Raw genomic sequence first — 13781 nt, forward strand, 5'->3', positions numbered from 1 at the left:
ATTAACCCCATGAATAATCATCAAGAAAACATCACACGAAAACGTTTGCTTTATTCTGAGAACTGTATATTATGCGGCGGATTTTTTGGGCAAAATTCATGGAGGCGTTGTGTCGCAGGACAACAATTATAGCCAGGGCCCCGTCCCTCTGGCGGCGCGGAAAGGCGTGATACCACTAACGTTTGTTATGTTGGGGCTCACATTTTTTTCCGCCAGTATGTGGACCGGTGGCACACTCGGTACCGGTCTTTCTTATAATGATTTCTTCCTCGCAGTTCTCTTCGGTAATCTTCTCCTCGGTATTTACACTGCATTTCTCGGTTTCATCGGCGCAAAAACCGGACTCTCCACCCACCTCCTTGCTCGTTACTCATTTGGCGTGAAAGGTTCCTGGCTTCCTTCACTGCTATTAGGAGGCACCCAGGTAGGCTGGTTTGGCGTGGGTGTGGCCATGTTTGCCATTCCGGTTGGCAAAGCGACGGGGATTGACGTCAATATCCTGATTGCGGTTTCCGGTCTGCTGATGACGATGACTATCTTTTTTGGCATCTCGGCCCTGACCATTTTATCTACCATCGCCGTTCCCGCCATCGTCATTCTTGGCAGCTACTCCGTCTGGCTTGCGGTGAGCGATGTCGGCGGTTTAGACCATTTAAAAGCGATTGTGCCGCAAACGCCGCTTGATTTCTCCACCGCCCTGGCGCTGGTGGTTGGCTCGTTTGTCAGCGCCGGGACGTTAACCGCCGACTTCGTTCGCTTTGGCCGCAATGCCAAAGGCGCGGTACTGATTGCCATGGTCGCTTTTTTCCTTGGCAACTCGTTGATGTTTATCTTCGGTGCGGCGGGCGCCGCTGCAGTCGGACAAGCAGATATTTCTGACGTGATGATAGCCCAGGGCCTGCTGTTGCCTGCGATTGTAGTGCTAGGCCTGAATATCTGGACCACTAACGACAATGCGCTGTACGCATCGGGTCTGGGATTTGCCAATATTACCGGTCTTTCCAGCCGTACGCTGTCGGTGGCTAACGGCATTATCGGCACACTGTGCGCGCTGTGGCTTTACAATAACTTTGTTGGCTGGCTAACATTTCTGTCGGCAGCGATTCCGCCGATTGGCGGGGTGATTATCGCCGACTATCTGCTGAACCATCGCCGATATGCCGATTTCAGCAAAGCACGATTTATGACCGTCAACTGGATAGCTATTTTGTCCGTTGCGCTGGGCATCGCCGCCGGTCACTATATTCCCGGTATTGTGCCAGTCAACGCCGTACTCGGCGGCGTATTCAGCTATATCCTGCTGAATCCACTTTTCAATCGCAGCCTTGCTAAATCACCAGAGGTCAGCCATGCAGAACAATAACATCACCATCCGTCAGGCGCGTTTACAGGGACGCGAAGGATTATGGCAGCTCACGATTGAAAACGGGCGCTTCAGCCGGATTGAGCCTCAGGACGCAGCTCCATTGCCGCAGGGCGAAGTACTTGATGCCGAGGGTGGTCTGGCAATCCCACCGTTCGTTGAGCCACATATCCATCTGGATACCACGCAAACCGCGGGTGAGCCGAGCTGGAACCAGTCTGGTACGTTGTTTGAGGGTATTGAACGCTGGGCCGAGCGTAAGGCAATGCTGACCCACGAAGACGTAAAAGCGCGCGCGATGCAAACCCTGAAATGGCAGATGGCTAATGGCATTCAGTATGTCCGTACCCACGTTGACGTTTCCGATCCTACGCTAACGGCTTTGAAAGCCATGCTGGAAGTGAAGCAAGAGGTCGCGCCGTGGGTAGAGCTGCAAATTGTCGCATTCCCGCAAGAAGGTATTCTGTCTTATCCCAACGGTGAAGCGCTGTTAGAGGAAGCCGTGCGTTTGGGGGCCGATGTCATCGGCGCGATTCCCCACTTTGAATTTACGCGTGAATATGGCGTGGAGTCGCTGCACAAAATCTTCGCCCTGGCGCAAAAATACGATCGACTTATCGATGTGCACTGCGACGAAATTGACGATGAGCAATCACGCTTTGTTGAAACCGTCGCGGCGCTGGCGCATCGCTACAATATGGGCGAGCGCGTGACTGCCAGTCATACCACGGCAATGCACTCCTATAACGGCGCATATGCTTCCCGTCTTTTCCGCCTGTTGAAAATGTCCGGCATTAACTTTGTCGCCAATCCACTGGTGAATATTCACCTGCAAGGACGCTTTGACACTTATCCTAAACGCCGCGGCGTCACGCGCGTCAAAGAGATGCTGGAAGCGGAGATCAACGTCTGCTTCGGTCATGATGACGTCTTCGATCCGTGGTATCCATTAGGCACGGCAAATATGTTACAGGTGCTGCATATGGGGTTACACGTGTGCCAGCTGATGGGATACGGACAGATAAATGATGGACTGAATCTGATCACTACCCACAGCGCGAAAACTCTGCACCTGCAGGACTATGGCCTGAGCGTGGGGAACTCGGCGAATCTGGTGATTTTACCGGCTGAAAATGGATTTGACGCGGTTCGTCGCCAGACGCCTGCGCGGTATTCTATTCGTCATGGGCGAGTCATTGCCGAGACAGTCCCCAGCCAAACCACGCTGCACTTGACGCAGCCGGAAGCAGTGACGTTTAAGCGCTAAATTGTTATATCCCGTGTCGGATGGCGCCAACCTTGTCATCCGACACCGTCTCTCTCATCGTCAGGCGTGTAACAAGCTGGCGCGCACCTTAATCACGACTTTTTTGATTTCCCTTGGGTCCCCCACTGCACAACCCGGTTTATGCGGTTCACCCGGCATAAAAATTGCGAATCTTCCCGGCTTTAAGGTGAGCGCCTGCTCATCGGCAATGTGATTGCACAGTTGATAATCGTCCTCAGCATGTATCTCTTCGCACTGGCGAGCAGAATCGGTCATCCCGAACAGAATGCGTTCTTCACCGGACAACAGCACCTGAATATCAATGTACTGCTGATGCAGCTCCGCTTTCTTTTGCTCTGGGCTCTGCGTGACGAACTGCATGACGTTCATAAAAATATTATCGCCCTGCAGCTCATAGCATCCTGGTACTTTCTCCTGCGGCCTTGCCGCAACGGCCAGCGTTAGCGCTTCCTGCAATACCGGATGTAATCCGGAAGAAGGCAGTGAACGCAGCTCATCGGTAATCATCATTATTCTCCCCGGGCCAACAGCGCAGCCCCCAATAATCCAGCGTCATGACGGTAATGCGCTGCCAGTAATTCCACGTGATAGGCCGCAGGCTCTTGTGCCAGATAATGTTCCACCAGCGCCAGATACCCTTCAGCCAGCCCAACGCTGCCGCCAATGACCACGCACTGGCAATCGGTCATGGCCTTCACATCAGCGACAAGCCTTGCCAATGTTCGCGCTGAGCGATGGATCAACTGGCTTGCCTGCTCATCACCCTGCCCGGCACGGCTAAAAATAGTTTTGGCGTCGCATCCGGCCAGCGCGCCTTCGGCAGCCGCCGCGATCCCACGACCGGATGCGATCGCTTCAACGCAGCCCACACGCCCGCAGCCACACACGGGTCCATGCGGATCGGCCAGCGTATGTCCCAGATGCCCGACCAGACCGCCGACTCCGGTCAGCAGTTTCCCAGCACTCACTACCCCGCCGCCCACGCCGGTGGAAACAGTAATAAACACCATATCGCGATACTCGCCGCCAAGCGCATGATACTCAGCCCACGCCGCGGCCTGCGCATCATTGACCGCCAGCGTCGGCAAACCGGTGAGATCGTTTAGCGTTTGCCGCAGCGGAAAATGCAGCAACCCGCCGAGGTTATGCGGATTCAGCGCCAGCAAAGAACCCTCACGGATAATCCCCGTCGAGGCGATCGCCACCCGCTTCGCCTGCTCTTGTAGTGGCGCAATCAGTGCCTGTAACGCGGCGCGCAGCGCATCCGGCGTTTTGCTGGCAGGCGTTGGCAATTCACGCCGTTCGCGGATTTGCAGACTGCTGTCCACCAGCGCGGCAGCCAGTTTGGTGCCGCCAATATCAATCGCCAGCGTAGTCATGACGCTGCCTTCTGCATCGCGGTGATAAGCTTTTTATCCCACTGCTCAAATAACGACATCGTTCTTCCCTTTCGCTAGTTGCCCGGTTTAGCGCCGGGCGACCCGATTAACTTTTGGATTTCACCATGGTGCTTTTGTCACCGCCGAACGGCACGGCCCCGCTAAATGGCCGACCATCGATGGCATCATGCGTGCGTAACGCTTCAGGGCGCAGCCAGCGCTGTACGCGGGACGGCATATCGAGACCAATCAGCAGGATCACCACAAATGTCAGGCCGAAGGAGAGCGATCCCAGCGCAGTACCCAGATCCAGACGTTGTGCAATCAGCGCGCCGATGATCGGCGCCAGTGCCCCGCCCAGCGCCCCAACGTTGTAGGTGAAGCCCAGACCCGCAGCACGCTGGTCGGTATCGAAATAGCCGCCAATTAATTTCGGTAAGATCCCGGAGATCCCCTGACCGAGCATTTGCTGGAAAAACAGCAGCAAACCGAGTACCCAGACGTTAGAACCACCGATCGCAAACACCGGAATAATCAGCAACTGCGAGGCAAGAAGACTGCAGACATAGGCTTTACGGGTACCCAGCCAGTCGCCAAGAAACCCACCGACGCAGCAACCGACCGCCGCGCCAAAGCCGCTAAAGAAGAGCACTCTGGCAACCGTTGAGGGGTCATACATGAGTTCGGTTTTCAGATACGTGGGCAGCAGCGCCTGAATCGGCCACGAGTAAAGGAAAGCGAACAGCACGACGACCATCAGCATGACGCCCGTGGGCCAACGCTTACCGCTGCTTTGCACCATAAAGCTAATGAAAATAAATGCGCATATCAGTCCGAGAATCGCCACGATAGCCGCATTTTGCAGATTGCCCGCAAAGCAGAACCACAGCGCGGTTGCGGCGGCGAGAGTCATCAGAATATTGATAACCCGATGTTCGCCCCGGTAGAGAATGTCCACCATCGTCCGCACCGGCGCTTTGCCTTCGTGTTTCTCTTTCCAGTCTTCCGCTTCCGGAATATTTTTACGCAGCCAGAGGGCGAAGATAATCGGCAAAATGCCGATAAAGAACAGCGCGCGCCATCCCCAGACCGGAACCACCAGGCTGTAAACCTGGGCGGCGACCACGGCACCAACGGAGAAACCGGAGATCAGGAAACCACTGGCTTTGTTACGCAAGTGTTTAGGCCAGCTTTCAATGACATAGGTGGCGCTGGAACCGTACTCGCCGGCCATCCCCATCCCAATAACCAGGCGGGCGATAAACATGGTGGTGTAACCCGGCGCGAAGCCGCAAGCCAGCGTCCCCACAGAGAACAGTATGATGCTGGTGACCATCGCCAGACGGCGTCCGTAACGGTCGCCCATGGCCCCCAACATTAACCCGCCAAACCAGCGGGAGATAAAGGCGGCTGAGATCAAACTGGCAGCCTGCACCGTCGTCAGACCGAATTCGCCTTGTACTTCCGTCAGCACAAGGGCGATTAACACAAAATCAAAACCATCAAGTAAATATCCCAGCCAGGCGGCGGAAAATGCCCGCCATTGCGCCCGATTGAGATGGCGATACCACGGGATGCTCTGGGTAGAAGTACTCATTTTACTCTCCCGACGATTTTTGTTGTTGTGCCGGATAGCGGCTTTGCCTTATCCGGCCTACGGTCGAAAATCCAGGCCGGGCGAGCGAAGCGTCCCCGGCGACCCGCGATTACGCCTTTTCCGCCAGCAGTTGGTTAGCCAGCGCTTTCAGTTCCGGCAGATAGCGTTCATCTACCGGGGCAAACGGCTTACGACACAGCGGAACAGAAACCACGTCCATATAGTGCAGTACCGTTTTCAGGCCACGGAACACGCCAACCTTAATGAGCAGATCGATAACCTTATTGCACTCAGTTTGCAGCTTTTGTGCCGTCCGGATATCGCCTTCTTTGAGCGCTTTCACAATTCCCTGATAACGCCATCCCATGATGTTGTAAGTGCTACCGATACCGCCATCTGCGCCCGCCAGCAAACCAGAAGCGAAAATCTCGTCATAACCGTTATAAAGCACCAGATCGGGATGAGCGCGACGGATCTGTTCCATCTGATAGAGATCGCCGGAAGTTTGCTTCAGCGCGCCAACGCCAGGTAGCGTCACCAGCGTGTTGATCTGATCCAGCGTCAGTTTTACGCCGCTCAGCGCCGGGATGTTATAGACCACCATCGGCAATCCATTCGCTGAATCAATAATTGCGCGGTAATGATCGCAGTGCTCTTCGAAGCTGAACGGATAGTAAAACGGCGTGACGGCTGAAACCGCATCAAAGCCGTAGCGATACGCGGCGCTCGCCAGCTGCTGGCTCTCTTCGGTGCTCACCGTGCCAACGTGGGCGATAAGCGTCACCTTGCCTTTCGCTTCTTCGGCAACAATTTCCAGCACCTGCTCTCTTTCAACGCGATTTTGGACAAAGGCCTCGCCCGTAGAGCCACCGACATAGAGCCCATCAATACCCTGGCCAATGTTGAAACGCACCAGCCGGCGCAGGCTCTCAACATCCAGCCGCTGTTGGTTATCGAATGGGGTTAACAACGCTGGCATTACGCCTTTTAGATCTCTTGCCATAACTACCTCTGTCGATGATTAGTGTTATCTGACTGCATACCTTTATACCTGTTATACCAGATCAAATAAGCAGCAATACAATACAGAACGCTTATAGTGCGATCTGCTTCACTAAACTCTTCATCCTTCGAGCCGCCTCTGCGTTGGCTGCGTTCGCTCCCCCCGGTCACATAGTTATCTATGCTCCAGGGGACTCGCTCTCTTGCCGCCTTGATGCAACTTGAATGATTTTGAGTTTAAACGATCGTCAGGATCGCGATCACTTACGCAATTTTTTATTTTTGCTGAAGGCGTGCCAGGTTGCGGAAACGCTGTTGAGGTGTTCTTGCAGTGCGCGGTCAGCTTCTTCAGGATCGCGCTGGCGAATTGCGTCGACAATGGCGATATGCTGCTGATAACTCACGTTGTTGTGCTCATACAATTCTTGATCGGCAACGGTCGGGCGGGCAGCAATCAGCCAGTCTAACAGCGCAACATGGATCGCCATAAAGATGGGATTCCCCGGGATCTCCGCCAGTACGCGGTGAAAATCAACGTCCGAGCGAATGAACAGCGTATTGTCATCCAGCGACTGGCTGTTGATCTCCAGTGCTTTCGCCAGTCTGTCGATTTGCTCGTCAGTAGCATGTTCTGCGGCATATCGTACCAGGCTGGATTCAAAGAACAGTCGCAACTGCTCGAAGTGGGCTATGCCGCCGGGATGCGCGAGGAAATCTTTGGCCATACCGGAGAGCTCGCTGATAATGGTATCAGCCGAAGGACGCGAAACGCGGGCGCGCTCGCCGTTGTTGATTTGTACCAGGCCTTTGCGTTTTAACGCTGCCAGCGCTTCTCGTACAGAAGGACGGCCCACGTTAAAGAAGGCCATCAGCTCCCGCTCAGACGGCAGTTGTTCCCCCTCGCCAAATTCCCGACGACGGATCATCTGCTCCAGTTCTTCTTCAACCATCTCAGACAGTTTTTTACGCGCCAGCGGGCGATTGCGTAAGCTACGGCCAATGGTGGATGGAGAGTCTTCAGCTTGCGAATCAAATGCGTTCATAGGGTCCATTCAGCTAAGTCGTGGTGACAAACAACAGCGGGTTTATCCTAACACAGGATCGAAAGCAGGGTGAAATGATGGTCATCCAGATAGTCTGGCTTATGAATAATATATTTAATATTAATATTATATTTCGCTTAAACATGCTGATTATCTTTAATTAAACAAGACCATATCAGCTTCGTGAAATTTATGAATATGAACGTGATAATTTATCATAACCCACTATTTTATAACGAAAAATAAATTAACCATTGCATTAAAAATAAGATATCCGCTCCATAAAAAGTGTCCGAAAAAATATAACATCGATTTTGACAACAGCATTATTACCGGATTTATCATCTTCCCTGGCATGGAGTGAAACAATGTTCGGCATTATTATCTCTGTCATCGTTTTATTAACGATGGGTTACTTGATCCTCAAAAACTACAAACCCCAGGTCGTGCTGGCCGCAGCCGGGATCTTCCTGATGATCTGCGGCGTCTGGCTGGGTTACGGCATGCTGGTCGCTGACGATAAAAGTAGCGGCTATCTCCTGGTCGATATTTACAACGAAATTCTGCGTATGCTCTCAAATAGGGCGGCAGGGCTAGGGTTATCCATCATGGCGGTGGGCGGTTATGCCCGTTATATGGACAGGATGGGGGCCAGCAGAGCGATGGTTAGCCTGTTAAGCCGACCGCTGAAGCTAATCCGTTCCCCCTATGTCGTGCTGGCCGCCACCTATGTGATTGGTCAGATCATGGCGCAGTTCATTACCAGCGCTTCCGGGTTAGGCATGCTGCTAATGGTGACGCTTTTCCCAACGCTGGTCAGTCTTGGCGTGAGTCGATTATCCGCGGTTGCGGTCATTGCTACCTCGATGTCGATTGAATGGGGCATTCTGGAAACCAACTCTATTTTTGCCGCGCAGGTCGCGGGCATGAAAATCGCCACCTACTTCTTCCATTATCAGCTCCCCGTCGCCTCATGCGTTATTGTCGCTGTCGCCATTGCGCATTTTTTCGTACAGCGCCGATTTGATAAAAAAACGTTACCGGAAAACAACGGGTTCGCTGAGCAAAAGACGCTGGAAGATGTGCCCCCGCTGTATTACGCCATTTTACCGGTGATGCCGCTGATCCTGATGCTGGGTTCACTGTTGCTGGCACATATGGGATTAATGCAGGCAGAGCTGAATCTGGTGGTGGTGATGCTCATGAGCATGACGCTGACCATGTTTGTCGAATTCCTGCATAAACATAATCTGCGCGAAACAATGGATGATGTGCAGGCTTTTTTTGACGGCATGGGGACGCAGTTTGCCAACGTTGTCACGCTGGTGGTCGCCGGTGAGATCTTTGCCAAAGGGTTGACGACTATCGGCACAGTTGACGCCGTGATTAAAGGCGCGGAACACTCCGGCCTGGGCGGCATCGGCGTGATGATCATCATGGCCGTGGTCATCGCCGCCTGCGCGATCGTCATGGGATCAGGCAACGCACCGTTTATGTCTTTTGCCAGCCTGATCCCGGATATTGCCGCCGGGCTGCATATTCCGGCAGTAGTGATGATTATGCCGATGCATTTTGCCACTACGCTGGCCCGCGCGGTATCACCCATTACCGCGGTGATTGTCGTAACTTCAGGGATTGCCGGCGTGTCGCCCTTTGAGGTGGTAAAGCGCACCGCTATTCCGATGGCAGTAGGATTTGTGGTGAATATGATAGTCACCATCGCGCTGTTTTATTGATTGCGGAGCCAGAAAACAGAACAGGCCCGAAAGGGCCTGTTTTTTATTTCACTATTTACTTCACTACGCGTAGCGCTGGGCGCCCGGGATCGTTGTCGTCGCTGTTGTCAGGCTTATCGCCATCAATGACCGACATAACCGTTTCACTCTCAAAACCAGACGCTTCGTTGTCGTCATCATTTAAGCTGGCGACATCTTCGTCGTAGGCGGCTTCCGGTTCAAACATCGTACCGGCGCCGTTTTCACGAGCATAAATAGCCAGAACCGCAGCCAGCGGGACGGAAACCTGACGCGGCACACCACCGAAGCGCGCGTTAAAGCGTACTTCGTCGTTTGCCAGTTCCAGGTTCCCCACCGCGCGCGGTGCAATATTCAGAACTATTTGCCCGTCACGTGCGTATTCCATCGGAACCTGCACGTCCTGGAGCGTCACATCCACCACCAGATGCGGCGTGAGCTGGTTGTCTAACAACCACTCATAGAATGCGCGCAGCAGATACGGACGGCGTGGTGTTAGCTGTGGCAAATCCATACAGGTTAACCCCGGCCCAGACGCATTTCACGTTCAGGCTCAGTCAGAGAAGCCAGGAAAGAATCACGTTCAAAGACGCGAGTCATATAACCTTTCAGTTCTTTCGAACCGGCACCGTTGAATTCAATACCCAACTGCGGTAAACGCCACAGCAGCGGCGCCAGGTAGCAGTCTACCAGGCTGAACTCATCGCTCAGGAAGTAAGGTTTCTGACCGAATACTGGCGCAATTGCCAGCAGCTCTTCGCGCAGACGCTTACGCGCGACCTCGGCTTCAGAAGCGGAACCGTTCACGATGACGTTCATCAGCGTGTACCAGTCTTTTTCGATACGCTGCATGTACAGGCGGCTTTCACCACGCGCAACCGGGTAAACCGGCATCAGCGGCGGATGCGGGAAGCGCTCATCCAGGTATTCCATAATGATGCGAGATTCCCACAGGGTCAGCTCACGATCCACCAGTGTCGGTACGCTCTGATTCGGGTTGAGGTCGATCAGATCCTGAGGTGGATTGTCCTTCTCCACGTGCTCAATCTCGAAACTAACACCTTTTTCAGCCAGCACGATGCGGACCTGATGGCTATAGATGTCAGTAGGACCAGAAAACAGCGTCATTACCGAACGTTTGTTGGCAGCGACAGCCATGAAAACCTCCAGGTATATTCAGAATTTTTACTGCTACCAGCCACTCAGTGACCAGCCAGAAGTGATGTCACCCAGACTCAGGAAAGCCATTACTGTTTAAAATACAAACAAAAAATGAGCGATACCTGACATTTGGGCAGAAAATTGGATGATAGTTTACCAGATTTTGTGACCTTTGTGGTGAGTCGATTCTTGAAATGGGAAAAAAGAGGTGGCAATCAGCGGATTACCGTGGTTCAAGGGAGAGAAATAGTGATAAAAAAACCCGCCGAAGCGGGTTTTTTCGCAAATTGTTGTCTGCCAAAGCAGAAAGCAATTAACGTTTGGAGAACTGCGGACGACGACGTGCTTTACGCAGACCGACTTTCTTACGTTCAACCTGACGAGCATCACGGGTAACGAAGCCAGCTTTACGCAGTTCGCCACGCAGGGATTCGTCGTACTCCATCAGAGCGCGGGTGATACCGTGACGGATCGCACCAGCCTGACCAGAGATACCACCACCTTTAACAGTGATGTACAGATCCAGTTTCTCAACCATGTCGACCAGTTCCAGCGGCTGACGAACTACCATGCGGGCAGTTTCACGACCGAAGTACTGTTCCAGAGAACGTTGGTTGATTACGATTTTACCGTTGCCCGGTTTGATGAAAACGCGAGCTGCGGAACTTTTGCGGCGACCAGTGCCGTAGTATTGATTTTCAGCCATTGCCTATAATCCCGATTAGATGTCAAGAACTTGCGGTTGCTGTGCCGCGTGGTTGTGCTCGTTGCCAGCGTAAACTTTCAGTTTACGGAACATAGCACGACCCAGAGGGCCTTTTGGCAGCATGCCTTTAACCGCGATTTCAAGCACACGCTCAGGACGACGAGCGATCATCTCTTCAAAGGTCGCTTGCTTGATACCACCGATGTGGCCGGTGTGGTGATAGTACACTTTGTCAGTACGCTTGTTGCCAGTTACAGCAACTTTGTCAGCGTTCAGAACGATGATGTAATCACCGGTATCTACGTGCGGAGTGTATTCCGCTTTGTGCTTACCGCGCAGGCGCAGAGCCAGTTCGGAAGCCAGACGACCCAGAGTCTTACCGGTCGCGTCAACAACATACCAGTCGCGTTTTACGGTTTCTGGTTTAGCTGTAAAAGTTTTCATTAAAAGCTTACCCAAATAAATAAGTTACACGTAGGTGTTCACCCAAACGTTTTAGTCAGTTGAGGTTCACACGACAAAGTCCGGCAAACCTACCCCTTCGAATAGCCTATGCCGGCGAGAAAGTTTTGGGAAAAAACTCTCTTGTAACGTGGGGTCGCAAGATTATAGAGAAGTCAGGGTCAAAGATCGACCCCTTTATGTGATTTGCGGCAGGTTTAACCGGCTAAATGTTCCCGCTTCAGGTACTCCTCGCTTTGCATCTCCTGCAAACGCGACAAACAACGCTGAAATTCAAACTTCAGACGCTCGCCCTGGTAGATCTCATATAAGGGAGATGCTGCACTCACCACCAGCTTGACGTGGCGTTCGTAGAACTCATCCACCAGCGCGATAAAGCGCCGCGCTTCGCTTTCCATCAGCATCGTCATGACCGGCACATCGAACAACAGCACCGTGTGGAACAGACGCGACAGCGCAATATAGTCATGCTGACTGCGGGCATCGACGCAGAGCGTGGTGAACGACACCGCCAGCGTTTGGTTTTCGACGGCCAGCGTCTGCATCGGACGATGGTTAATCTCCAGCGTCGGCGCATGTTCACCTTTGGTTCCCGCTAATGCCAGCCACAGCTTATCCATCTGCTGGCGGGTTTCATCATTCAGTGGCGACAACCACAAATGCGCCTGCGTTAAGGTGCGCAGACGATAATCGACGCCGGCATCGACATTCATAATGTCACAATGCTGCTTGATGGCATCAATGGCAGGAAGAAAACGCGTGCGTTGCAAACCGTTACGATACAGTTCGTCAGGCGGAATATTGGAGGTCGCCACCAGCGTGATGCCTCGGGCAAACAGCGCCTTCATTAAGCCGCCAAGCAGCATGGCGTCGGTGATATCAGAAACAAAAAATTCGTCAAAGCACAGCACGTCCGTTTCGGCCTTAAAGCGGTCGGCAATGATTTCCAGCGGATCGCTATGCCCCTGCAGGGCGGTAAGCTCTTCATGGACGCGCAGCATAAAACGGTGAAAGTGCAAACGCTGTTTACGCCCCCCCGGCAGACTATGGTAGAACAGATCCATCAGCCAGGTCTTTCCACGTCCGACTCCGCCCCACATATACAAACCACGCACCGGCGGGTTGGTCGGCGACTCACGCTTGCCCAGCAATTTGCCAAACCGCGCCATCAGACCACTCTCCTGCGGCGCAGGTCGAGCTGGCGTCGTTAGCGCCTGGAAAATGGTTTCCAGTCGATTCACGGCTTCTTGTTGTACGCTGTCGGGCTGATGAGTGCCCTCTTTAAGGGCTTGCTGGTAACGCGATGTCGGGGAAAGGCTTTGCATGATGTTATTGTTATTCCTTGAGAATCGATGTGCCGTCGCTCACGGTTGACGAAAAAAAGGCCGTTCTACATTACGTGATATAAACACGGGATTCCACTTCTACGGGATTAGCGGTTATAGTGGCATAATCAGGCGCAGGCATGGAGCCTAAAGCCAACACCCTACGGAAACACAAGACAACGGGAGATGTTCATGACCTGGGAATATGCGCTAATTGGGTTAGTCGTCGGTATCATTATTGGTGCTGTAGCCATGCGTTTTGGTAATCGTAAATTACGCCAACAGCAGGCATTGCAGTACGAACTGGAAAAAAATAAAGCTGAGCTGGAAGAGTACCGCGAAGAGCTGGTGAGCCACTTTGCCCGCAGCGCTGAATTGCTGGATAACATGGCGGACGATTATCGTCAGATCTACCAGCATATGGCGAAAAGCTCGAGCAACCTGCTGCCAGGTATGTCGCCGGAAAACAACCCGTTCCGTAATCGTCTGGCAGAGTCCGAAGCTGGCAACGATCAGGCGCCGGTTCAGATGCCGCGTGACTATTCTGAAGGGGCCTCCGGCCTGCTGCGTAGTGGCGCAAAGCGCGACTAAACGCACATCATTAAGAAATTTATTGGGCGCAGTAATTGCGCCCTCCGCTTCTCTTCCCGTCCCAGCTATTATTTAGTCGTTAGCCTCATTGTGACCAAACCGAAAATTCA

14 protein-coding genes are annotated in these 13781 nt (G+C 53.0%); 4 read left to right on the top strand and 10 right to left on the bottom strand.

The window, feature by feature from the left end; all coding sequences use genetic code 11:
- Positions 1-109 precede the first annotated feature (109 nt).
- Positions 110-1363, top strand: a complete 1254-nt coding sequence (gene codB, locus FDX09_RS13305) for a cytosine permease (protein WP_137347347.1) — start codon at positions 110-112, stop codon at positions 1361-1363.
- Positions 1350-2630, top strand: coding sequence for a cytosine deaminase (locus FDX09_RS13310; RefSeq protein ID WP_137347348.1), 1281 nt, complete (start codon positions 1350-1352; stop codon positions 2628-2630). Before codB ends, FDX09_RS13310 begins: the two co-directional genes overlap by 14 nt.
- A 60-nt stretch (positions 2631-2690) precedes the next feature.
- On the opposite strand, the gene nanQ is transcribed toward FDX09_RS13310, so the two are convergent.
- The 5 genes from nanQ to nanR all read right to left on the bottom strand — a co-directional run bounded on the left by nanQ (position 2691) and on the right by nanR (position 7681).
- Entirely contained in the window at positions 2691-3158 is a 468-nt protein-coding gene (gene nanQ, locus FDX09_RS13315) for an N-acetylneuraminate anomerase (protein WP_137347355.1), read from the bottom strand.
- 2 nt (positions 3159-3160) lie between these two features.
- On the bottom strand, positions 3161-4030 hold the full coding sequence (nanK, locus tag FDX09_RS13320) for an N-acetylmannosamine kinase (RefSeq protein ID WP_137347349.1): 870 nt from the start codon (positions 4028-4030) through the stop codon (positions 3161-3163).
- 106 nt (positions 4031-4136) lie between these two features.
- Complete coding sequence (gene nanT / locus FDX09_RS13325) at positions 4137-5627, bottom strand: sialic acid transporter NanT (RefSeq protein WP_038634306.1); 1491 nt, start codon at positions 5625-5627, stop codon at positions 4137-4139.
- A 109-nt stretch (positions 5628-5736) separates the two neighbouring features.
- Entirely contained in the window at positions 5737-6630 is an 894-nt protein-coding gene (gene nanA, locus FDX09_RS13330; RefSeq protein WP_110496719.1) for an N-acetylneuraminate lyase, read from the bottom strand.
- Positions 6631-6889: 259 nt separating this feature from the next.
- Entirely contained in the window at positions 6890-7681 is a 792-nt protein-coding gene (gene nanR / locus FDX09_RS13335; RefSeq protein ID WP_038634311.1) for a transcriptional regulator NanR, read from the bottom strand.
- A gap of 359 nt (positions 7682-8040) precedes the next feature.
- On the opposite strand from nanR, the gene dcuC reads away from it, so the two are divergent.
- Positions 8041-9408 (top strand): anaerobic C4-dicarboxylate transporter DcuC, encoded by a 1368-nt coding sequence (dcuC, locus tag FDX09_RS13340; protein ID WP_069324410.1) that lies wholly within the window; start codon positions 8041-8043, stop codon positions 9406-9408.
- Between the two features lie 55 nt (positions 9409-9463).
- Here the strand turns inward: dcuC and sspB are convergent, their stop codons facing one another.
- The 5 genes from sspB to zapE all read right to left on the bottom strand — a co-directional run bounded on the left by sspB (position 9464) and on the right by zapE (position 13080).
- The gene (gene sspB, locus FDX09_RS13345) at positions 9464-9940 is read right to left on the bottom strand and encodes a ClpXP protease specificity-enhancing factor (protein ID WP_137347350.1); all 477 of its coding nucleotides are present in this window, start codon (positions 9938-9940) and stop codon (positions 9464-9466) included.
- Positions 9941-9945: 5 nt separating this feature from the next.
- Positions 9946-10584 (bottom strand): stringent starvation protein SspA, encoded by a 639-nt coding sequence (gene sspA / locus FDX09_RS13350; protein WP_003025132.1) that lies wholly within the window; start codon positions 10582-10584, stop codon positions 9946-9948.
- Between the two features lie 316 nt (positions 10585-10900).
- Entirely contained in the window at positions 10901-11293 is a 393-nt protein-coding gene (gene rpsI, locus FDX09_RS13360; RefSeq protein WP_000829815.1) for a 30S ribosomal protein S9, read from the bottom strand.
- 15 nt (positions 11294-11308) lie between these two features.
- On the bottom strand, positions 11309-11737 hold the full coding sequence (gene rplM, locus FDX09_RS13365) for a 50S ribosomal protein L13 (RefSeq protein ID WP_003025141.1): 429 nt from the start codon (positions 11735-11737) through the stop codon (positions 11309-11311).
- A gap of 215 nt (positions 11738-11952) precedes the next feature.
- The gene (gene zapE / locus FDX09_RS13370) at positions 11953-13080 is read right to left on the bottom strand and encodes a cell division protein ZapE (protein ID WP_038634326.1); all 1128 of its coding nucleotides are present in this window, start codon (positions 13078-13080) and stop codon (positions 11953-11955) included.
- Between the two features lie 192 nt (positions 13081-13272).
- Here zapE and zapG point away from each other — a divergent pair, with 192 nt between their 5' ends.
- Positions 13273-13671: a Z-ring associated protein ZapG gene (gene zapG / locus FDX09_RS13375; protein WP_003025147.1), complete on the top strand. Its 399-nt coding sequence runs from the start codon at positions 13273-13275 to the stop codon at positions 13669-13671.
- The last annotated feature ends 110 nt before the right edge of the window (positions 13672-13781 follow it).

Source organism: Citrobacter sp. wls717 (genome assembly GCF_005280955.1).
Taxonomy (GTDB): Bacteria; Pseudomonadota; Gammaproteobacteria; order Enterobacterales; family Enterobacteriaceae; genus Citrobacter; species Citrobacter werkmanii.

Excerpts from the sequence above, each read along its gene's own strand:
- FDX09_RS13310 (WP_137347348.1), top strand. The coding sequence starts at position 1,350 with ATGCAGAACAATAACATCACCATCCGTCAGGCGCGTTTACAGGGACGC.
- nanQ (WP_137347355.1), bottom strand. The coding sequence starts at position 3,158 with ATGATTACCGATGAGCTGCGTTCACTGCCTTCTTCCGGATTACATCCG.
- nanK (WP_137347349.1), bottom strand. The coding sequence starts at position 4,030 with ATGACTACGCTGGCGATTGATATTGGCGGCACCAAACTGGCTGCCGCG.
- nanT (WP_038634306.1), bottom strand. The coding sequence starts at position 5,627 with ATGAGTACTTCTACCCAGAGCATCCCGTGGTATCGCCATCTCAATCGG.
- nanA (WP_110496719.1), bottom strand. The coding sequence starts at position 6,630 with ATGGCAAGAGATCTAAAAGGCGTAATGCCAGCGTTGTTAACCCCATTC.
- nanR (WP_038634311.1), bottom strand. The coding sequence starts at position 7,681 with ATGGACCCTATGAACGCATTTGATTCGCAAGCTGAAGACTCTCCATCC.
- dcuC (WP_069324410.1), top strand. The coding sequence starts at position 8,041 with ATGTTCGGCATTATTATCTCTGTCATCGTTTTATTAACGATGGGTTAC.
- sspB (WP_137347350.1), bottom strand. The coding sequence starts at position 9,940 with ATGGATTTGCCACAGCTAACACCACGCCGTCCGTATCTGCTGCGCGCA.
- sspA (WP_003025132.1), bottom strand. The coding sequence starts at position 10,584 with ATGGCTGTCGCTGCCAACAAACGTTCGGTAATGACGCTGTTTTCTGGT.
- rpsI (WP_000829815.1), bottom strand. The coding sequence starts at position 11,293 with ATGGCTGAAAATCAATACTACGGCACTGGTCGCCGCAAAAGTTCCGCA.
- rplM (WP_003025141.1), bottom strand. The coding sequence starts at position 11,737 with ATGAAAACTTTTACAGCTAAACCAGAAACCGTAAAACGCGACTGGTAT.
- zapE (WP_038634326.1), bottom strand. The coding sequence starts at position 13,080 with ATGCAAAGCCTTTCCCCGACATCGCGTTACCAGCAAGCCCTTAAAGAG.
- zapG (WP_003025147.1), top strand. The coding sequence starts at position 13,273 with ATGACCTGGGAATATGCGCTAATTGGGTTAGTCGTCGGTATCATTATT.